Below are 20949 nucleotides of genomic sequence, written 5' to 3' on the forward strand. Positions count from 1 at the left end.
ACCACCGTGCCATGGCCGCTCGCCCCTCAGAGCAAGCGCCGTTCTCTCTCCAAAACTTTTTGCAGAACCTTCAGCACACTATCGGATTTGGTGGGCTATAATTACCTGAGGAGAGGCAATCAGCTGATCCGGATCAGTGCGTGGGAGCGCGAGTATCTCGGGAGGTCGCTTATGATTACCTTATCATTAGCATTCCTCGATATTGCGGCACCTTTGGGGTGAGTTTGACAAGCTTCACACGGCGATCGCTTGGCAGGAAATCGGTCATGAGATTCGTGTCGGTTCAATGATGGGCGGGACCAACTGCGCCGAAAGCGAACAAATTCGAATACTTAATGTAAAGTCTTGGGTCATGCTGTCCGAATGCAGTACCGTGCGGGCGATCAGCCAACGATTGGCGAAATTTTGAACAGGCTACCATTACCGATGGCCTAGACACCGTTTTCGTCCTTCGTTGCCGCAAGAAAGGTATCGCCAACCGCCGGATCAATCCGATCAGCCTGTGGCAACGCGCAACGGCTCCAATGCTCAGCGTTTCGGGGGGCTGAAGAGGTTGATGACTGCCGCACCCGGAGCAGTTCGACGTATTTCCTTATTTCGCTTGGCCCGCTGAAATGCAGCCGCATCTTTAGAAGGAACGAACCGTCTGGCAGGACGGCGCAAGCAATTGATGGCAACGCCGTCGAGTGGATCGAGAAAGTCAGCGACAAACGATACCGCCGCTGAACGTTACCGGTCCGCAGCGTCTCGCACTTGGCTGCCAACTCACCCCAGCCAATACCTCGGCCCCGGCCCCTTGCGTCCTGCCATATCGGCAGGGTTCGCAAGGCTACACCGGTCGATCGACAGGCAGCCGCAACCGATGCACTCGGTAAGCCCCGACCTCAGGCGCTGCAACTCGGCGATGCGCTGGTCGATGCGCTTGGTCCACTGGCTTGACAACCGCGACCAATCCCGACGCGACGGCACGCGATCGGCTGGCAACTTGGCCAGCTCGGCGCCGATCTCCTCGAGCGTCAGCCCAATTCGCTGCGCGAAGACGATGAAGGCGATCCGGCGCAGCACGGATCGCGGATAGCGTCGGTGTCCCGAGCCGGCCCGCTCGGCCCCGATCAGCCCGCGCTCCTCGTAGAAGCGCAGGGCCGATGAGGCGACGCCGCTGCGCCGTGACACGTCGGTGATGGTCAGCATGGAATCCATGCATGAACGAAAGCACAATTCCCGCTTGACTTCAAGTTAACTTGAACTTGTAGCAAGAGGCATACGGATTAAAGGAGCACTGGCAATGCAGACGAATATCGAACTTCAGGGACTTCGCGTGGCAGTCACGGGCGGCACGTCCGGCCTCGGACTGGCGCTTGTGCGGCAGCTTGCCGCACAGGGTGCGTGCGTCGCCTTCGTCGCCCGGACCGCCGCGAATGTCGAACGCATCGCCGATGAGACGGGCGCGCACGGCATTGTCGGCGACGTCGGCAAGAAGGCGGACATCTACCCGATCGCGTTGCAGGTTACTGCCAGCCTCGGCGGGCTCGATGTCCTGATCAACAATGCGTCGAGCCTCGGCCCTGTCCCTCTGGCGCTCCTCGCCGATACCGAGTGCGAGGAGCTGGAAATGGCGCTCGCGGTCAATCTCGTCGGCGCCTTCCGGCTGACGAAAGCCCTGTTCGGTGCGCTTGCCGCGTCCGCACGCGAGGGCCGCGGCGCGCTGGTCATCAACATTTCCAGCGACGCCGCGGTGAACGCCTATCCCGGCTGGGGAGCATACGGCGCGAGCAAGGCCGCTCTTGCCCATCTGACGGCGATTTGGGACGAGGAGGCGAAAGCAGACGGCATCCGGTTCCTCGCGCTTGACCCCGGCGATATGGACACCCCACTGCACGCGCTCGCGATCCCTGATGCTGATCCGGCGACCTTGAAGCGCCCCGAGCAGGCAGCTGCCGAGATCATCAAAAAGATGCTCGACGCGTTGCCGGTCCGCTCTACCCTTCTGGCCGGAGCACATGGATGATTGCCGCCGATCGTCCCGATCGGCGCTCCGCCAGGCTGTTCGTCGTCGAGGCGGACGGCACGATGCGCGACCTGCCGCGAGCTGGACTCGCGACGCTGTTCAACCCCGGCGATCTGGTCGTCGCCAATGACGCCGCGACCTTGCCTGCCAGCTTGCACGGCACGCATGTCCCAAGCGGCGAGGCGATCGAGATCCGCCTGGCGGGCTGGCTGTCACTTCCCGATCCAACCCGTTTCGTGGCGATTGCCTTCGGCTCGGGCGATCACCGCACGCGCACGGAAGACCGGCTGCCTCCACCTCCGCTGTCACCAGGCGATCGCCTCCGGCTCGGCTCGCTTGACACCGTCGTCGAGCGCCTTCTCGACCATCCACGCCTTCTCGAGTTGCACTTCCCAGGCAACCGCGCAGCGGTGCTTGCAGAACTGGCGCAGCTCGGCCGGCCGATCCAATACGCGCATGTTCCCGAGCCGTTGGCACTGTGGGATGTTTGGACGAAGATTGCCGCCGGGCCGGTCGCGTTCGAGGCGCCGTCGGCAGGCTTCGCGCTCGACTGGCGCACGCTCCAAGCCTGGCGTCGGCACGACGTTGGCTTTGCAACACTCACGCATGCTGCGGGCGTCTCTTCTACCGGCGATCCCGCGCTCGACTCGCGCCTTCCCTTCGACGAGCCATACCGCATCCCTGGGCGCACCGCGGCGCAGGTCGCGCGGGCGAAGCTGCGCGGCAGCCGCATCATTGCGATCGGCACGAGCGTAGTGCGCGCACTTGAGGCAGCCGCCAATCCCGGCGGCAATGTGCGTGCCGGAAATGGCATTGCGACAGGGCGCATCGCGCGGGGCACGCGGCTTCGCGTGGTCGATGCGATTCTCACGGGCGTCCACCAGCCAGGCGAAAGCCATTTCGAGCTCCTGCGCGCCTTTGCCGACGATGCTCTGCTCGCCAAGGCCTCCGCAGCCTTCATCGCGTATCGATACCGCGCGCATGAATTCGGCGATTCCATGCTGCTCAATCGCCAACCGCCGCTTCTATCGCGCGAACAAAATCGGGGCGAGGGGCTCGAGACGAAGGCTTTACTCGAGGTGGGCCATGATGTCGGCAGGATCGGTGGTATTTCGTGCTCGGCGCGCAAGGAAGTCGGAGCTATGTTACAGCGGACCAAATTCGGCATTTGACCCAAAGTCGAAGTTCCGAAGCCCTCACATTGGGTCCGCATTGCGGGCGAAGCGGACAACATGGCTTGCCGGGCGTCAATGCTTCGATACGTGCCACGGCAGGCAGAGCCTAGCAGGGTCCCAAGAATCGCAGGATTTCGGCCGCGAGCGCATCCGGTGCTTCCTCAGCCATGTGGTGACCACAGTCCAGGCACTTCCCCTGCAGTCTCGCCGCCGTCCACGGTCGCCAAACTTCGAGAACATCGCCGTAAAGCCGCTCAAGGGTCCGAAACCGCTGCTCCTCTGACGCTTCTCCTTCGCACGGAGCTGTCGCAGCCCTCTTGGTGCGCGGACGCGCGGTGCGCACACAACTTGTGGCCCGATAACAGACCCGATAACAGACCCGATAACAGAGTTGACAACTCTCTGCTGGTCAAAAACCTTCAAAGACGCCATCATGCAACAAAAATTGCAAGGATGTGCATCGTGGACGAGAAGGTCGAGGCTCCCAAGGATTATGAGGATCTCATCCGCGTGATACACGACCGGTATGATGGGATGAGCAAGTCGTACCAGAAGATTGCGTTGTACCTCACCCAAAATCCGAATGACGTCGCGGTGCGATCGGTGAACTCGATCGGGGAAGGCAGCGGCGTTCACGCGTCCAGCTTCGTCCGATTTGCCCAAGCATTGGGGTATGAAGGGTTCAAGGACCTGCAGAGCCTCTTCCAGAAACGATTGTCCACCGCGGCTCCCGGCTTCGAAGCCCGCGTCAAGGCGTTGGAGAAGGAACTGGGGGAGCGGACAGATCGCAGCGAGATGGGATTGATGCACGACCTGGTCGTCCGTGACATCGCGTCCCTGAAAGAGATGCTCACCGATCTTCAACCCGAGGATCTGGCAGAAGCCGTTAGCCTGCTCGAGAAGGCCGACGTCATCTATCTGATGGGACAACTTCGCTCGGCACCGGTCGTCGAACTCCTTCGCTATATACTGACCATGCTAGGTAAGCGCTGCGTGCTCCTGGATCCGGGCGGCGGACTGGCCACGCATATGGCCCGCGCGATGCGGAAGACGGACCTGCTGTTTGCGGTGTCGTTCCGCTTCTATGCGAACGAGGTCGTCAATGTTGTGGAAGAAGCCGTGGGGAGAGGTGTACCCATCGTGGCGATCTCGGACAGCACGCTGTCTCCATTGGCCAAGAGCGCGCGCGTTCTGTTCGCCGTACCGGAGCACGAATACACTTTCTCGCGCTCGCTGGCAGCTCCTATGTGTCTTGCGCAGGCTTTGACCGTGGCCTTGGCGGCCAGGCTTCAGAACAACGCAGTCGATCCCCGCATTCCAACGGTTACCGAGCGGTAGGGACTGCGAACCGCGAAACCTGGCCTCATTGTAGCATTTTCGGACCGCCGGCCGTCGATTCTCAATCAGTGTCGGAAGGCGAGAGCGCCATCGCCTTTTCAGGCACGGCCATGGGGCCGGATGCGGCACCGAGGACTGTCTGGTCGTAATCCACCACCGCACCTGTCATGAGCCCGGCATCGTCCGAAACGAGGAAGTTGACGGTGCGGGCGGCCTCGGCCGGATCGACCAGCCGGCCGAAGGGCAGGTTCGCAACGGCTTTCGCTTCCCAATTGGGATCGCCCGTCTCACTCGCCTGCAATTCTCGCTCGTTATCAGACGCCATCCAGCCGACATCCAGCTGGTTGACGCGGATGCGGTTCTTCATGACGGAAAACGCCGTGTTGCGGGTCAGCGTCGCCAGCGCCGCCTTAGTGGCACAGTAAACGTTGATGAAAGGCTGGCCGGCATGTTCCGAGATCGAGCCGATGTTGCAGATGGCGCCTTCAATGCCGTCGCGGATCATGCGGCGGATGGCCTCCTGCATCAGGAAGTAGGGTCCGCGCACGTTGACGGCGAACAGGGCGTCGAAAAGTTCGGGCGAGGTATCGAGGATGGTGCCACGGTCCGTGCGGGCACCGGCGTTCACCAGCACATGTATCTTGCCATAAACGCGCTCGGCCTCCGCCATCACGCTTCGGCAATCCTCGACTTTGCCGAGATCGGCCTTGACAAAGTGGACAGGCACGCCGGTGTCGTGCGTGATCGCCTCGGCCGCGGCACGGCCCTTCGCCTCGTTGCGGCCGAGAGTGACAAGACCGGCAGCGCCGGCTTCCGCCAGCCGGCGCGCAATGGCCGCTCCCAACCCCTGCGTTGAACCCGTGACAACGCAGACCTTTCCATCCATGCGATTCATACTTCAGCTCTCCACAGTGTAGCCAGCCGCGGCCATGACGCGCCGCAATTCCTTATGCCCGATCTTCGCCATTTCGAGTGGCGGACTTTTGACGGGATCCTGCTCGGCTTCAACGACGAACCAGCCTTCGTAACCGTAGGAGGCCAGCCGCTTCACGATCGCCTCGAAGTCGAGCGAGCCGTCACCGGGTACGGTGAAGGCCCCCTTTACCACTGCGTCGAGAAAACTTTCCCGGCTGCGGTCGAGCCCGTCCACGACCGCTTGGCGGATGTCCTTGGTGTGTACATGCGAAATCCGGGCGTGGTGCTTGTCCACCACCCGCAGCACGTCGCCGCCGGCAAAGGCCATATGGCCGGCATCGTAGAGCAGGGGCAGACCCTCGCCGGAATGCTTCATCAGCAGATCGACGTCCTGTTCGCTTTCGATCGGCGCGGCCATGTGGTGGTGGTAGCAAATCGGCATGCCCTGACCCGCGCACCATTCGCCGAAAGTGGTGAGCTTACGGCCGTAGGCCTTGATCTGATCGTCGTCGAGACGCGGGCGCATAGCCAGCGGCGTTCCGCGGTCGCCCTGAATGGTGCGACCCGTCTCGCCATAGACGATGCAGGGCGCGTTGGTCGCCTTGAACAACTCCATCTGCGCGGCGATGCGGTCCTTCTCTTCATCGATATTGCCGACCAGCAAGCGGCCGGAGAACCAGCCGCCACAGACGCTCATGGCATGCTGCCTCAGGATGGGCTCAAGCACCGCCGCGTCCATCGGGAAGCGGCGGCCAGTCTCCATGCCGGTGAAGCCGGCCTGACGGGCCTGCCGCAGGCACTCCTCCAGCGAGACGTCGTCGCTCAGTTCGGGAAGGTCGTCGTTCCACCAGGCGATCGGCGCGATGCCAAGCTTGGCTCTCATCGTCATCTCCAATCATGATTTTCGAATGCTGCTGGCTGCCTGCGCAGCGACAAAAAACTGCCGGAACAATGCTCAGGGAGTTTTGCATCGTTCCGGCAGGGGACGCCCCCGCGCGCCCGAACGGTTCAGACACCCACGCGCTGCTTCTTGCGACCTTCGGTTTGCGCGGCATGCGCGTCGCGGACCTGCTGGCGCCCGCTGATCTCGGGCACGCCGACGTCCCACCATGCATCCCCGGGCGTCCAGCTGAAGGCGTCGGAGACGATGGTAATGACGGTGGTTCGGTCGGTGGTCTTCGCCCATTCGATCGCTTGGCCGAGATCGGCAAGGCTTTCGACACGCCGCGCCAGCGCGCCCATGGCTTCCGCGTGCTTGGCGAAGTCGACCGAGAACGGCTCCTTGACCCGGCAGTCCTTGATAAGGTTATTGAAGGAGGCGCCGCCCTTGGCGTTCTGCAGCCGATTGATCACCGCATAGCCGCCATTGTCGCATACCACGAGAATCATCTTGTGGCCGGCGAGCACCGACGAATAGATGTCGGAGTTCATCATCATGTAGGTGCCGTCGCCGATCATGACGATCGGCGTGCGGGTAGGGTCGGCCATGGCCGCGCCCCAGCCGGCAGAGATTTCATAACCCATGCAGGAGAAGCCGAACTCGCAGTCGAAAGTGTTGGGTTCCTTCACCCGCCAGTTCTTCATCACCTCGCCGGGCAGTCCGCCGGCCGCGGTGATCAGCAGGTCACGCTCGCCCGCCTTGGCGTTCACCACGCCTACGACCTGCGCATAGGTCGGGACCGGCTCGTTGGTCGGCTTCTGGAAGCCGTCAAGCATCGTGTTCCACTTGGCGAACTCGATGCGACCCTTGTCTGTCCAGGCCCTCTCCGCTTTCCAGTCGCCGAGGGCACCTTCGAGTTCGCTCACCGTCTCCAGCGCGTCGCCGACGACGGCGAGCGCCCGGTGCTTGGTGGCATCCCAGCGTGCGGCATTGATCGAGACGAACTTTGCGTCGGCCGAGAAGGCGCTCCAGGATCCGGTGGTGAAGTCCATGAGCCGTGTGCCGACGGCGATGATCACGTCGGCTTCCGCCGCCAGCGCGTTGGCGGAGGTTGAGCCGACGATGCCGATCGGTCCGACATGCGCGGGGTGGTCGTGCGTAACCGTGCCTTTGCCGGCAATCGTCTCCGCGAGCGGGATCCCATGCCTTTTGGCGAAATCGCCAAGAACCTTCTCGGCACCCGAATAACGCACGCCACCACCCGAGATGATCAGCGGCCGCTTTGCGCCTTTGAGGAGGCGCGTCGCTTCGGCGAGCCGGCTGCGATCGGGCCGGGGGCGCGGCACCTCATTCACCGTCTGTTCGAAGAAGGCTTCGGGATAATCCCAGGCGATCTCCTGCACATCCTGCGGCAAAGCGATGAAGGCAGGCCCGCAATCGGCCGGATCAAGCAGCACCGCAACCGCCTGCGGCAACGACGAGATGATCTGCTCGGGATGGACGATGCGGTCCCAGTAGCGCGTGACCGCCTTAAAGGCGTCATTGACGTTGATGGTCGGGTCGCCGAAGTGCTCGACCTGCTGCATGACCGGATCGGGCCGGCGACTGACGAAGGTGTCGCCTGAGAGCATCAGCACCGGCAGCCGGTTCGAATGGGCGACACCCGCCGCCGTCACCATGTTCAGCGCACCCGGACCGATCGAGGTCGCCGCAACCATGATCTGGCGCCGGCGCTTCGCCTTTGCAAAGCCGATCGCTGCAAGCGCCATCGACTGCTCATTCTGGCCGCGCCAGGTCGGCAGCACGTGCTTCACCGCCTCGAGTGCTTCAGAAAGGCACGTCACGTTGCCGTGCCCGAAGATGGCGAAGACTCCCGGAAAAAGCGGAACTTTCTCGCCGTCGACGACCGTGAACTGGTTGCACAGATAGCGCACGAGCGCCTGTGCCATGGTCAGACGGACGGTGGCTCTGGTCATCTTTGTCTCCTCCCTAACGACGGTCTTTCCAAATCTATACGGAATGCCCATTGACAAATCAATATGTTTGCAACGATCATTGCAAACATTCAAACCGGGAGGACTTCTTGCTCAGGATAGCTGTGCTCGGCTGCGGTCGGATTGGCAGGATGCATGCGGCAAACATCGCCGCACATCCTCGTGCGGAACTAGCCACCGTCTATGACATCGACGAATCGTCCGCGGAGACTGTCGCGGCGCGGCACGGCGTTCGCGCTTCGGGATCCGCGGACGAGGTATTTGCCTCGGCAGATGTAGATGCGGTCCTTGTCGCGACGGTGACTGACACGCATGCCGACTACATCGAAAAGGCGGTGGCCGCTGGCAAACCCGTGCTCTGCGAGAAGCCGATCGATCTTAGCCTGGAAAGGGTGAACCGTTGCGCCGAAGCAATTTTGTCCAAGGGCGTGCCGGTCCAGATCGGCTTCAACCGACGTTTCGACCCCGGTCATCGTGCGGCGTGGAACGCCGTACGATCCGGCGAGATCGGCGACCTGCACCAGGTTATTATCACCTCGCGTGATCCGGGCATGCCGCCCCGTTCCTACTACGAGGTCGCGGGCGGGCTTTTTCGCGACATGACGATCCACGATTTCGACCTGGCCCGCTTCATGCTGGGAGAGGAGCCGGAGGAGGTGTTCGCCATCGGTGGCCGGCTGATCGACCCGGCCATGATGGCGGAGCTGAACGACTACGACAGCGTCATGGTCGTGATGCGGACCAAAAGCGGCAAGCAGTGCCACATCAACAACTCCCGAACCTCCACTTATGGCTACGACCAGCGCGTCGAGTTGCTGGGCAGCACCGGCATGGTGATCAGCGGCAACAGGAAGCCTCACGAACTGCGCCGCTACTCGGTCGCGCAAACCGAAGCCGCCGCGCCTTATCTCGACTTCTTCATCGAGCGATACCGCGAAGCGTTCGATGCCGAGATCGACGCCTTCGTCACCTGCGTCGAGAAGGGCGAGCCGCCGCTGGTCGGTTTTGAGGACGGGCGCCGCGCCCTGATCCTGGCTGAGGCGGCGATGAAATCGGCGGTCGAAGGCCGCTTCGTGAAGGTCAGCGAGATCGGATAAGCCATGTACGCGAATTACGGACTGTTCATCGACGGGAAGTGGCGCAAGGCATCCGACGGCGGGACGGCGCCGGTGACGAGCCCGGTGACGGAAAAGCCGCTGGGCGAGGCTCCGGTCGCCACCCGCGCGGACACGGAAGAGGCGCTGGTTAGCGCCGCCCGTGGGTTTTCCGCATGGAAATCCAAGGGTGGTTTTGAGCGCGCGTCCGCCCTGCATGCTATCGCGGACGAGATGATCCGCCGCAAGGACGAAGCCGCGCGGATGATCTCCAGCGAGACCGGCAAACCTATTGCCCAGTCCGAGCGCGAATGGGGGCTGGCGGTCGATCAGTTCCGCTGGTACGCCGAGGAGGCCCGCCGGATCTATGGGCGCGTCATCGAATCGCGCGTGCCCGGCGGTCGTTTCGAAGTTCTGCACGAGCCTGTCGGGATCGCAGCCGCCTTCACCGCCTGGAACTTTCCGGCGGCACTGGTCGCCCGCAAGGTGGCGCCGGCGCTTGGCGCTGGCTGCTCGACCATCGTCCGGCCGTCAAGTCAGACGCCCGGGACGGCGATGCTGATGGTCGACTGCATCCGCGCCTGCAATCTTCCTGCCGGCACCGTCAGCCTGGTCGTTGGGCCCACGAGCACGACCTATGCGCCGATCATGGCTTCGCCGGCGGTGCGCAAGGTGTCCCTCACCGGCTCGACCCGCGTCGGCCAGCAGATGATCCGCGATGCTGCCGACACGGTGAAGAAGGTGTCTATGGAGCTTGGCGGCAACGCGCCCCTGATCGTCTTCGACGACGCCGATCTGGATGCCGCGCTCAACGTCTCCGTGCCGACCAAATACGCCAATTCCGGCCAGGTCTGCGTCACACCGGATCGTTTCTTCGTCCACGAAAGCCTGCACGACGCCTTCGTCGAGGGCTTTGTGCAACGCGCCAAAGCGTTGAAACTGGGCGACGGGCTCGACCCATCCGTGCAGATGGGCCCGCTCATCAATGCCGGCCGGCTTTCCGAGATCGAAGACATCGTGTCCGACGCTATGAAAGCCGGTGCGAAGCTCGTCGCGGGTGGCCATCGGGTTGCGGCGTTCAATGCCGGCCATTTTCATGAGCCCACGGTCCTGACCGATGTTGCCGACGACATGAGGGTCTTTGCCGAGGAGAATTTCGGGCCGATCGCGGCGATCACCCGGTTTTCCTCGGATGAGGAGGCGCTGGAGCGGGCGAATGCTTCGCCAATGGGATTGTCGGCCTATGCCTTCACGTCGAGCCCGAAGCGTGCGCGCCGCACGGTAGCCGAGCTGAAGGCAGGCATGGTGGGCATCAACAGCTTCGCTCTCGCCGCATCGGAAGCGCCGTTCGGCGGCACGAAATATTCCGGAATGGGTCGCGAAGGCGGCAGCGAAGGTATCGGTGACTACCTCGACACCAAGCTTGCGCAGATTGTGTTCTGAGGAGGCCGCCTTGATCAAGAACGAGCTCAAGCAGATCTGGGCCGAAGGGCGGCCCACGATCAATGGCTGGCTTTCGATCGGCAGTCCATTCACCGCCGAGATCATGGCCGCGCAGGGCTATGACAGCGTGAGCATCGATGTCCAGCACGGCGCGCTCGACTATTCGATGCTGCTTCCGATGTTCCAGGCGATGCGTGCATCCAGGGTGGTGCCCATGGCGCGCGTGCCGTGGCTGGAGCCGGGCATCATCATGAAGGTGCTGGATGCCGGCGCCTATGGCGTGATCTGTCCCATGATCAACACACCGGAACAGGCGGCTCAGCTCGTCAGCTACCTGCGCTATCCGCCGGCCGGCCAGCGCAGTTTTGGGCCGACGCGTGCCAACTTCTCGGCAGGTGCCAACTACGCGGCCGAAGCCAATGACGAGATCCTGGCTTTCGCCATGGTCGAGACCGCCGAGGCGATGCGCAATCTCGATGCGATCGCCGCAACGCCAGGGCTCGACGGCATCTATGTCGGTCCCGCAGACCTGACCTTCAGCCTGCACCAGGGGCGTCTCGCGCCGTCCTTCGATCGCGAGGAGCCTGACATGATCGCCGCTCTGCGGACGATCGTTGCAGCCTGCAAGAGGAACGGCAAACGCGCCGCGCTCCATTGCGGCACGGCCGACTACGCCGCACGTGCCATCGAATGGGGTTTCGACATGACCACCGTGTCAGGCGACTCCCGCCTGCTCGCAGCAGCGGCCCAGGCGTGTGTTGCCCGCTTTCGCGAATTGACCGGCGCGAAGCCCGCCTCTCTTGAAGCCGGCAAGGGAGGCTATTGATGCCGCACGTTCTGGTCGCCGGAAAACTTCATCCGAGCGGCATCGAACTTCTCGATGCGTCGCCCGGCGTCACCTACGACTATGTCGAAGATGTCTCCGAACCAAGCTACGCACCTCTGATCGGCAAGGCCGATGGCCTGGTCATTCGCACCCAGCCCTTGTCGGCTCCGACCGTCGCACGCGCCGAGAGGTTGAAGATCGTCTCGCGCCATGGCGTCGGCTACGACGCTGTGGATCTGCCTTCTCTCAACGAACGTGGTATCGCGCTGGCGATAGTCGGCGATGTGAACTCGGTGTCGGTGGCCGAGCACGCCATGATGCTGTTGCTGGCGGCAACCAAGCGGCTGATCCGAGCGGATCGTTCGGTGCGCGGTAACGAATGGGGTTGGCGCAACCGGCTGGAGCCAAGCGAACTCTCGGGCAAGCGGCTTCTGATCCTCGGGTTCGGCCGGATCGGCCGCCACCTGGCGCGCATGGCGGCGGCATTCGGCATGGACGTGCGTGCCTATGATCCATTCCTTGAGAGGCAAGGCTGGCCGGAGGGGCCGGTCGCGCCGGTGAGCGATTTGCAAACGGGACTCGCCTGGGCCGATGCGATCTCCGTCAACGTACCCAAGGCCGAGCGCCCGGTGATCGGCCCCGTGGAACTCTCGGCGATGAAACCGACTGCTGTTCTCATCAACACAGCGCGGGGCGGCATCGTCGACGAGGCGGCGCTGATCGCGGCGCTGCGAGCGGGGCGCATCGCAGCGGCCGGTATCGACGTCTTCGACGATGAACCACCCGCCGCGGACCATCCGCTCTTCGGCTTCGACCAGGTGATTCTGACGCCGCACATTGCCGGGCTCACCGCCGAGTGCGGCGAGCGCATGGCAATCTCGTCCGTGCAGAACGTGCTCGATTTTTTCGCCGGGCGGATCGACTCAGCGCTGGTGGTAAACGGAGCCGAGTTGAATGGCCGGTGAAAAACCTCAACTCAGAATCGGCCTGATCGGCACCGGCTTCATGGGCAAGACCCATGTGTTCGGCTTTGCTGCCGCACAACGTGTCTTCGATCTTCCCTACGAACTGGTGCTCCACACGGTTGCGGACAGAACCGAGGACCTCGCCGCGCAGGCGGCGCAGGCCTTGGGGTTCGCGCGGGCGAGCGGGGACTGGAGGCGTCTGGTCGAGGACCCGGAGATCGATATGATCGATATCACGGCGCCGAACGGCTTCCACAAGGAGATGGCGCTCGCCGCCATTGCCGCCGGCAAGCACGTCTATTGCGAGAAGCCGCTGGCGCCCCTTGCGGCGGATGCCCGACGGATGGCCGAGGCGGCGGAAGCGGCCGGCGTCAGGACGCAGGTCGGGTTCAATTATCTCTGCAACCCGCTGCTCGCGCTGGCGCGGCAGATGATCCGCGCGGGCGAGTTGGGCGAGATCCGCAGCTATCGCGGCATTCACGCCGAGGACTACATGGCGGATGCGGAAAGCCCATTTACCTTCCGGCACGATCCTGTCGGCGGTGGCGCATTGGCGGATCTGGGCAGCCATGCTCTGGCCACGGCGGAGTTTCTGCTTGGCTCGGTGGAACGGGTCCTCGGCGATTCCGTCACCGTCATAGCGAGCCGTCCGGATGGCCGAGGCGGGCGCCGGACCATCGAGGTCGACGACATCGGTCGCGCATTTCTGCGTTTTGCCAATGGTGCATCCGGCAGCATCGAAGCGAGCTGGGTCGCCACCGGCCGCAAGATGCAGCACGATTTCGAGGTTTATGGCACCAAGGGGGCGCTCGTCTTCAGCCAGGAGCGCTTCAACGAGCTGCATTTCTACAGCACGGCCGATCCCGGCGGCCGGCGTGGCTTTCGGCGCATCGAGGCCGGTCCGGATCACGATCCCTATGGACTCTTCTGCGTCGCATCAGGCCATCAGCTCGGCTTCAACGATCTGAAGGCTATCGAGATTGCGCGGTTCGTCGATGCGATCGCCGGGAAGCGAGACGAGTCTTTCGGCTTCCGGGCCGGCCAACGCATCCAGGAACTCGTGGAGGCAATTCAGGGCTCGGCCCGGGAGAGCAAGTGGCTGCGAACAGACTGATGCGAGGGAGAGTTGGTCGCCGCCCCGCATGCGTCTGAAATAAACATTGCATGTTTGTACATTTTGCAATATAGATTGCAGCCGGAGAGAGGTACGTCGGCTGAGTGCTCAAGTCGACGTCGCACAGGGAGGAGAATGTGTCTGTGCTGGACGTACGAAGCGTCTCGAAAAGCTTTGGTGCTATCCGCGCCTTGTCAGATGTTAGCTTCGCGGTTGCTGCCGGCGAGGTGGTTGGCCTGATGGGCGACAACGGTGCCGGGAAATCGACCATGGTGAAGCTGATTGCGGGGAACTTCCCACCCTCCGACGGCGAAATCGCGGTGGACGGCAAGGTTTGCCATTTCCACAAGCCGATCGAGGCACGGGGCGAAGGGATCGAGGTCGTCTATCAAGATCTGGCCTTGGCCGACAATCTGACGGCCGCCCAAAATGTCTTTCTCGGCCGCGAGATTAAGAAGGGGTTTTGGCCGCTCCGCGTGCTCGACAAGCAGGCGATGATCAACCGCTCGGCAAAACTGTTCGCGGAGCTGAAGTCGGAGACGCGGCCGCGCGATCTGGTCAAAAAAATGTCAGGCGGCCAGCGGCAGGCGGTCGCCATTGCCCGCACCCGGCTATCCAACTCCAAGCTCGTGCTGATGGATGAGCCGACCGCGGCGATTTCGGTCCGCCAGGTAGCCGAGGTGCTGGAGCTGATCCGGCGGCTCAAATCGCAAAATGTGTCGGTAATGCTGATCAGCCACCGCATGCCCGATGTGTTCGCGGTCTGCGACCGCATCATCGTGCTGAGACGCGGCTCGAAAGTGGCCGACAAGGCGACGGAGAAGACATCGCCGGAGGAGATCACCGGCCTAATTACGGGAGCGATCCGTGATGCATAGCCAGAGCGACATGCTGAAGGAAGGCCATGCGTCCATCGGTGATGTGGTCGGCATAATAGAGCAGAGCGTTTTCCAGAAGATGATCGCCAGCCAGGCCTTCTGGGTCGCGATCGCGCTTTTCGTGTTGGTGGTCTTCATGACGTGGCTGGAGCCCAGCTTCGGCACGGTCGACAACGTTACCAACACCACCCGCAATTTTGCACCTATCGCCATCATGGGGCTGGGCATGACGGTGGTGCTGATCACCGGCGGCATCGATCTGTCGGTCGGCTCGGTGATGGGGCTGGTCGCGATCGTCGCCGGCCTGCTGCTCACTTGGCACCAGCCTTGGTATGTGGCGTTTGGCGCGGGTCTGCTCGCAGGCATCGCCTGCGGAGCCTTTAACGGTTTCTTCGTGGCCTATATCGGCATGCCGTCCTTCGTGGTGACGCTAGGCATGCTGTCGATCGCGCGCTCGCTGGCGGTCGTGCTGTCCGGCAACCAGATGCTTTACCAGTTCGGACCCGATGCGCCGATCGTCAAGGCCATCGGCCAGGCCAAATGGCCGAGGCACACGCCTGACGGCTGGGTGCCTCATTGGATCCCGGAACTGTCCTCGCAGTTCTGGGTGATGGTGATCCTCGCGCTCATCGTCGGCTCCGTCTTCATTTTCACCGCCTGGGCGCGCCACCTCTTCGCGATCGGCGGCAACGAGAACGCCTCGCGGATGACCGGCGTCCCCGTCGACTGGATCAAATTCCAGGCCTATGTCTTCTGCGCATTTACCGCATCGATCGCGTCCCTGCTGCTGCTCGGCTACAGCGGCTCGGCCATCAACGCGATGGGAACCGGCTACGAGTTGAGGGTGATCGCCGGCACCGTCATCGGGGGGGCCAGCCTGATGGGCGGCTACGGAACCGCGTTTGGCGCTGTGATCGGTTCGGCCTTCCTCGAGGTCATCCGCAACGCGCTGCTGATGGCCGGGATCGATTCGAACTGGCAGGGCGCCTTTGTCGGGGCCTTCATCATTCTTGCCGTGCTTCTCGGCATGCAGACCTCGGGCAAGTCGCTGCGGGCGACGCTGGAGGGTATGTTTACCTGGAAGCGCAAATAGAATCCGGCGGCCGCAAGCCGTCGGGGATAGTGGACGTCAAAACAAAGTGGAGGAACAGGTGAAAAAATACATTCTGACGGCGGCCGTGGCGTTTTCCGCGCTGATGGCAGGGCAGGCCTATGCCCAGCAGAAATACGTCTTCGCCCTTGTGCCGAAGAACATGAACAATCCTTTCTTCGACCAGGCTCGTGACGGCTGCAAGAAGGCCGAAGCCGAATCCAGCGGCGCGATCGAATGCATGTATATCGGCCCCGGCGAGCATGGCGGCGGCGAGGAGCAGGTGCAGATCGTGCAGGACCTGGTGGCCAAGAAGGTCGACGGCATCGCCGTCGCCCCGTCGAACGCCGCGGCAATGGCCGTCGCGCTTCAGGCCGCCAAGGAAGCGGGCATTCCCGTGCTTACCTGGGACTCGGATGTGCTACCGGAGAACAAGGACCTGCGTGTCGCCTATATCGGCACGCACAATTACGAAATTGGCGTCAACCTCGCCAAGATCGTGCAGACCATCAAGCCGAAAGGCGGCACCATCTGTATCCAGTCGGGCGGAGCTGCCGCGGCCAACCACAATGAGCGCATGAAGGGTATACGCGATACGCTGGCCGGCAAGGAGTCGGCCGCCTCGCCAGGTGATGCCCTGACCGGCCAGAACGGCTGGACGGAAGCACCGGGCTGCCCTCTCTATACCAACGACGACTTCCCTCTGTCGGTTCAGCAGTTCCAGGACTTCATGGCGAAGACGCCAAACCTCGACGCCTTCGTGCCGACAGGCGGCTTTCCGCAATTCATACCGGATGCGAATCGCGCTGCGGTCGAGCCGTACAAGGATAAGATCGCCAAGAAGGAGCTGGCTCTGGTCGTCGCCGACACGCTGCCGGTGCAGATGGACCAGATGAAGGAAGGCCTGTCGCTCGGCCAGGTCGGACAGCGGCCGTTCGAAATGGGCTACAAGACCATGCTGGCGCTGAAGGACATCAAGGACGGCAAGCCCGCGCCGGCCGACCCGACCTACACCGGTCTCGACGTCTGCACCCCCGAAACCGCCGACACCTGCATCGGAAAGTAGGCGGGGGGCGCAACTCTGCGGCGGGCGAGGGATGACTCTTGCCCGCCTTTGCCCCTGAGAGGCGACAACAGACCCATCGAGCGACTGGCTCAAATCGACCGCTGCCGTCAGGCCTCAGAGACGCTCCGCTGGCCACGGCGTGACCATTTTTAGACGAGTGCCGGGAGTGATCCCATTCGGGAGGAGCAATTGAGAAAGATACGATATGCCGTGGTGGGCGCGGGCTGGATCACACAGGAAGCCTTTATGCCCGGTGTGTCCCAGACCGGAAACTCGACAATCACGGCGATCGTCAGCGGCTCGGCCAAAAACGCCGCCAAGCTCGCCGAATTCTACGGCGTGGAACACGTCTTCAGCTATGAGCAGTACGACCAGATGCTCGCATCGGACGTCGCCGATGCAGTTTACGTGGCATTGCCGAACTCCATGCATGCCGACTATGCGATCCGAGCCCTGAGAGCCGGCAAGCACGCGCTCGTTGAGAAGCCGCTGGCCACGACCGAGGCGGAATGCGAGGCGATGATCGCCGCCGCCAATGAGAGCGGAGCGTACCTGATGACGGCGTATCGGCTGCACAACGAGCCCGGCACTGTCGAGGTCCTGGAGCGCATCCGCAGCGGTGAGATCGGCGATCCCCGCATCTTTGCCGCGGTCTTCTCCTTCGTAGCGTCGTCCGACAATCACCGCCTCAAGGCCGCCTATTGGGGCGGTCCCTTGCAGGACATCGGCGTCTACTGCCTGAATGCCGCGCGCCATATCTTTGCCACTGAGCCGATCGAGGCAGTCGCGGTAAGGAGTTTCGGCAGCGCCTCAGTCGGGGAGGTAGAGGAAAGCATTGCCGTGACGTTGCGCTTCCCCGAGGGCCGGCTTGCGCAGTTCATTGCCAGCTTCGGCGCGGACAATTCGGATTTTTACCACGTGGCCGGAACGAAGGGGAGCGTAACGGCCGACCCTGGCTTCCGTTTCGAGACTGCCGTGCAAATGAAGCTTCGGCATGGCGACATCAGAACCGAAAAGGCGTTCCCGCAGACAGACCATTTCGCCGGACAGACCGCGTATTTCTCCGACTGCATCCTGAATGCACAACCGCCTGAAGCCGACGGTGGAGAAGGATTTGCCGACGTGCGCGCCCTGCTTGCCATTGAGCGCGCCGCCAGCACCGGTCAGCCTCAGAAGATAGACACGCCGGCACGGCAGGTTCATCCTACTGCGGATATGATCCGCATCTTGCCTACAACGGACCAGCGGCTGCTTCTCTGACGCGCTTTCGCCCGCGGAGCCGGCCAGGATTCATTGCGAGAAGCGTCTCACGAAACGGCATCGCGTACCGCGTTGTACCGTGCAACCGTTCATGCGGAGGCAGTCACGATCTTGTTTCCGAACGTGCTCGACGGGCTGCGCTGGGTGAAATTCATCCAGGCGGCCGCCGACTCGCACGAGGCCGGAAAAGCCCGGACAACCGGCTGGCTTGACTGAACGCATTGGAATAATACGGAGGTCAACTTGAGTATACGCGTTGGAATTATCGGCGTAGGGGTAATGGGTGCGGATCACGCGCGGATGCTCGCATCACCTCAAGCCCGGCTTGCCGCCCGACGGGAGCATTCCGCGCCCTTCATCGCTGCCCTGAAACCATGGTTCGAAAAGCAGCTATCGATGATCTCCTCCGGCTCTGGCCTGGCCGAAGACATCCGGCATGGGCTCGGCCACTGGCAAGGCCTGACCCGCTTCCTGGACGATGGCCGCCTGGAACTCGACACCAACCCGGTTGAAAACGCGATCAGGCCAGTATGCCTGACCAGAAAAAAATGCCCTGTTTGCAGGTCACGAAGTCGGGGCCGAAAATTGGGCGCTGCTCGCCTCCATCGCCACCTGCAGGCTCAACGACGTCAACCCGGTCGCCTACCTCGCCGAAACCCTCGACGCCATCATCAACGGCCATCCGCAGACCCAGATCGAGGAACTCATGCCCTGGCGATTCCGAAAAACGTCAAGCCCAAATCCACAGGCGATCCGCGAGGCGCTCACCCTAAGTTTTATCATTGACGGTCTGACTTGACGTCTGGCCCGAGGGCGGCGTTCGCTACTATTCCGAAACTTAAGGTTTCGCCCTACCGCGTAATTGGGGTCGGCTGTCTTAAGAGGGCCGCTGCCCACGGTGCCTACTTCTTAACGCATTGGCGGACTGGTGCGGCCGAGCAAACTTCGCCCACGCCGCAGTCCAGGTCGCGTGAACAAGGTTTCGGCATTTGCGGTGGCTCCAGCGTGACGAAGGGCGTCCTCGGCTCTTCCCCCGGTCTCGCCGTTCTCGGGAGGAAGGCGCCGGGATCACCGAGCGACTTCACATATCGATAGAATGACCGAATGTCGCTCTCCGGCATGACGCGAACGTTGTACCAAGGCATCGGCGGCAATGTGCGAAGTGTCTTGATGTAGGTTACATACCCGTCTTCGCTAAGGTCTTGCGCGCTCCATCTCAGATTGCTTGCATACGTTGTGCCCCACGGCCCCCGCCAACCTATTACTTTCCCTCTCAATGCCTTGGTGGGGTCGAGTGCGCCTTCGGCTTCCCTGTAGCCGTCAGTATGGCAGTCGTGACAGCTGCCGATGATGGAAACCAGCCGTCCTCTCTCGACAGACACCTCCTCTGCCGCAAACGCTGCCCCCGATGCTGTCAATATTGCTGAGCCAACCAGGAGCTTAATGAAGTGCATGGTAGCCTCCAGCGCCCTCACACCGCTCGCTCAAAGCCAATAACAACGTCGAGACTTTACCACAATTTTGAAAGTTGGGGTGGGGAAAGCAACGGATCGTTGGAGGCAATAGTCCCTAAGAGGCTCCTGGGACACTGTCGACAATCGCAGCACAGCACTACGTTCGACAACTGGGCGCTGCTCGCCTCCATCGTGGCCACCTGCAGGCTCAACGACGTCAACCCGGTCGCCTACCTCGCCGAAACCCTCGACGCCATCATCAACGGCCATCCGCAAACCCAGATCGAGGAACTCATGCCCTGGCGATTCCGGAAAACGTCAAGCCCAAATCCATAGGCGATCCGCGAGGCGCTTACGCTTCCACCGCAACGGTCTCGCTGCTTTCGCCCCTGCGCACCGAGATCAATTCGGGTCTGTCGCGAGGAACGGCCTATCCCGCGGACTGGCGTCCTCGCTTCACCGATGCCTATCGCCTGCAGGCCCAGGCCTGGATCCATTCAATACTCAGCGGAATTCCGGCCGGAGCAAGCTGCTGGACGGATACCGGGCTGCAATCGCTGCCGAGGCGGGTCTGCAATCACTATCAGAAGGGCGAAAGGCAGTTATTGGCGCAATGAGTAAGCCAGAACTGTACAAATAGCTGACGGCATTTGAATTCATAATGACCTCGGCAGCCGACTAATAATCTTCTTTTTCAGGCCCCTCCCGTCAGCGTGTTCCACGCAGCCGGTGCGCTGCTTCGGCTCGTCGCAGGGACACGTGCGTGTTCTGTAGGATCATTTCGCGAAAAGCCTCGTTTGATACTGCAAAGTTGTACCATCGTGTCCAACATCAGATGGGACGCAGTCCCAACAAACATGCAGTTCAGACAGTCGATTACGCGTCTTTGTTGAAGTGGTGCTGTACCAAATGCAGTACCGGCCTTGAAACGGTTGATCCAGTTCGTCGCTCATCAGGCCATAAGCCGCGGGCGGCTGTGTACGGCAGGGCTGAACGAAACCTCATTCACGCTCCCTCGCTACTCCGTGAGACCCGTCATTTCCTTTCTCGCAGCCTCAGTCCGGAACTCAAGGTATTTGGCCAAATCGGCGAGATGGACGCCCTTGGCACACTTCTGACTGTCCTCGATCCGCACGAGCGGAAGGGCAATTTCCCCCATGGAAATCTTTCGGACCAACTTCGGCGGCGTCAGGTGGGAGAAATAGTCTCGGCAGACCTCATCGATCGGGATGATGGCCTTGCCACCATACTGAGCCATCAAAAGCAGTGCTGTGTTCATTCCAGGTTGCTATCCCTGTTAGGAGCTTGGCAGACTAGCAAGCCGCCCAACGGGTTCAACGGCCGGGCAGGGGGGCGCGTGCAAAAAGTTGTGTGCGTCAAGTTCTGCAAAATGGCGTGGCATTGCGGTGACGTCGGCGTGTCCGCCGCGCAGCCCCCGTGTTTAGCGGA

The 20949-nt window shown here is 62.2% G+C and carries 19 protein-coding genes and 1 pseudogene; 15 read left to right on the plus strand and 5 right to left on the minus strand.

Going from position 1 to position 20949, the window contains the following annotated elements; translation table 11 throughout:
* Positions 1-222, plus strand: a 222-nt coding sequence (locus NKI52_RS31360; protein WP_352700732.1) for a hypothetical protein, incomplete at its 5' end; no start/stop codon positions are given.
* 543 nt (positions 223-765) lie between these two features.
* On the opposite strand, the gene soxR is transcribed toward NKI52_RS31360, so the two are convergent.
* Positions 766-1200 (minus strand): redox-sensitive transcriptional activator SoxR, encoded by a 435-nt coding sequence (gene soxR / locus NKI52_RS31365; protein ID WP_352700733.1) that lies wholly within the window; start codon positions 1198-1200, stop codon positions 766-768.
* A gap of 85 nt (positions 1201-1285) precedes the next feature.
* Here soxR and NKI52_RS31370 point away from each other — a divergent pair, with 85 nt between their 5' ends.
* The 3 genes from NKI52_RS31370 (at position 1286) to NKI52_RS31380 (ending at position 4521) form a co-directional block, all read left to right on the plus strand.
* Complete coding sequence (locus tag NKI52_RS31370; RefSeq protein WP_352625753.1) at positions 1286-2008, plus strand: SDR family NAD(P)-dependent oxidoreductase; 723 nt, start codon at positions 1286-1288, stop codon at positions 2006-2008.
* Positions 2005-3180: an S-adenosylmethionine:tRNA ribosyltransferase-isomerase gene (locus NKI52_RS31375; protein ID WP_352700734.1), complete on the plus strand. Its 1176-nt coding sequence runs from the start codon at positions 2005-2007 to the stop codon at positions 3178-3180. The genes NKI52_RS31370 and NKI52_RS31375 overlap by 4 nt, the downstream gene beginning before the upstream one ends.
* A 465-nt stretch (positions 3181-3645) precedes the next feature.
* Positions 3646-4521 carry a MurR/RpiR family transcriptional regulator gene (locus tag NKI52_RS31380; protein ID WP_245274693.1) on the plus strand — a complete coding sequence of 292 codons (876 nt, stop codon included), beginning with the start codon at positions 3646-3648 and terminating at the stop codon, positions 4519-4521.
* A 61-nt stretch (positions 4522-4582) separates the two neighbouring features.
* On the opposite strand, the gene NKI52_RS31385 is transcribed toward NKI52_RS31380, so the two are convergent.
* The 3 genes from NKI52_RS31385 to iolD all read right to left on the minus strand — a co-directional run bounded on the left by NKI52_RS31385 (position 4583) and on the right by iolD (position 8292).
* Complete coding sequence (locus NKI52_RS31385) at positions 4583-5416, minus strand: SDR family oxidoreductase (protein ID WP_023676598.1); 834 nt, start codon at positions 5414-5416, stop codon at positions 4583-4585.
* 3 nt (positions 5417-5419) lie between these two features.
* On the minus strand, positions 5420-6319 hold the full coding sequence (gene iolE / locus NKI52_RS31390; RefSeq protein WP_352568990.1) for a myo-inosose-2 dehydratase: 900 nt from the start codon (positions 6317-6319) through the stop codon (positions 5420-5422).
* 125 nt (positions 6320-6444) lie between these two features.
* Complete coding sequence (iolD, locus tag NKI52_RS31395) at positions 6445-8292, minus strand: 3D-(3,5/4)-trihydroxycyclohexane-1,2-dione acylhydrolase (decyclizing) (protein ID WP_352568989.1); 1848 nt, start codon at positions 8290-8292, stop codon at positions 6445-6447.
* Between the two features lie 107 nt (positions 8293-8399).
* Between iolD and iolG the strand changes: the two genes are divergently transcribed.
* From iolG to NKI52_RS31460, 11 genes and pseudogenes are all read left to right on the plus strand, one after another.
* Positions 8400-9407 carry an inositol 2-dehydrogenase gene (iolG, locus tag NKI52_RS31400; RefSeq protein ID WP_352458352.1) on the plus strand — a complete coding sequence of 336 codons (1008 nt, stop codon included), beginning with the start codon at positions 8400-8402 and terminating at the stop codon, positions 9405-9407.
* Positions 9408-9410: 3 nt separating this feature from the next.
* The gene (locus NKI52_RS31405) at positions 9411-10847 is read left to right on the plus strand and encodes an NAD-dependent succinate-semialdehyde dehydrogenase (protein ID WP_023676594.1); all 1437 of its coding nucleotides are present in this window, start codon (positions 9411-9413) and stop codon (positions 10845-10847) included.
* Between the two features lie 10 nt (positions 10848-10857).
* The gene (locus NKI52_RS31410; protein WP_023676593.1) at positions 10858-11673 is read left to right on the plus strand and encodes an HpcH/HpaI aldolase family protein; all 816 of its coding nucleotides are present in this window, start codon (positions 10858-10860) and stop codon (positions 11671-11673) included.
* Positions 11673-12638 (plus strand): hydroxyacid dehydrogenase, encoded by a 966-nt coding sequence (locus NKI52_RS31415; RefSeq protein ID WP_352568986.1) that lies wholly within the window; start codon positions 11673-11675, stop codon positions 12636-12638. Before NKI52_RS31410 ends, NKI52_RS31415 begins: the two co-directional genes overlap by 1 nt.
* Complete coding sequence (locus tag NKI52_RS31420) at positions 12628-13752, plus strand: Gfo/Idh/MocA family protein (protein WP_352568985.1); 1125 nt, start codon at positions 12628-12630, stop codon at positions 13750-13752. The genes NKI52_RS31415 and NKI52_RS31420 overlap by 11 nt, the downstream gene beginning before the upstream one ends.
* Before the next feature lie 137 nt (positions 13753-13889).
* Positions 13890-14630, plus strand: coding sequence for an ATP-binding cassette domain-containing protein (locus NKI52_RS31425; RefSeq protein WP_352449986.1), 741 nt, complete (start codon positions 13890-13892; stop codon positions 14628-14630).
* The gene (locus NKI52_RS31430) at positions 14623-15723 is read left to right on the plus strand and encodes an ABC transporter permease (RefSeq protein WP_156937342.1); all 1101 of its coding nucleotides are present in this window, start codon (positions 14623-14625) and stop codon (positions 15721-15723) included. The genes NKI52_RS31425 and NKI52_RS31430 overlap by 8 nt, the downstream gene beginning before the upstream one ends.
* Positions 15724-15781: 58 nt before the next feature.
* The gene (locus tag NKI52_RS31435) at positions 15782-16786 is read left to right on the plus strand and encodes a substrate-binding domain-containing protein (protein ID WP_023676588.1); all 1005 of its coding nucleotides are present in this window, start codon (positions 15782-15784) and stop codon (positions 16784-16786) included.
* A gap of 210 nt (positions 16787-16996) precedes the next feature.
* On the plus strand, positions 16997-18046 hold the full coding sequence (locus NKI52_RS31440) for a Gfo/Idh/MocA family protein (protein WP_245274692.1): 1050 nt from the start codon (positions 16997-16999) through the stop codon (positions 18044-18046).
* A gap of 306 nt (positions 18047-18352) precedes the next feature.
* Positions 18353-18845, plus strand: a pseudogene (locus NKI52_RS32855) (IS66 family transposase); the annotation flags it as partial.
* 847 nt (positions 18846-19692) lie between these two features.
* Positions 19693-19836 carry a transposase domain-containing protein gene (locus tag NKI52_RS31460; RefSeq protein ID WP_301942484.1) on the plus strand — a complete coding sequence of 48 codons (144 nt, stop codon included), beginning with the start codon at positions 19693-19695 and terminating at the stop codon, positions 19834-19836.
* 682 nt (positions 19837-20518) lie between these two features.
* Here the strand turns inward: NKI52_RS31460 and NKI52_RS31465 are convergent.
* Complete coding sequence (locus NKI52_RS31465; protein ID WP_352458348.1) at positions 20519-20779, minus strand: pyocin activator PrtN family protein; 261 nt, start codon at positions 20777-20779, stop codon at positions 20519-20521.
* Positions 20780-20949: the final 170 nt, after the last annotated feature.

Source organism: Mesorhizobium sp. M0590, assembly GCF_040320905.1.
Taxonomy (GTDB): domain Bacteria; phylum Pseudomonadota; class Alphaproteobacteria; order Rhizobiales; family Rhizobiaceae; genus Mesorhizobium.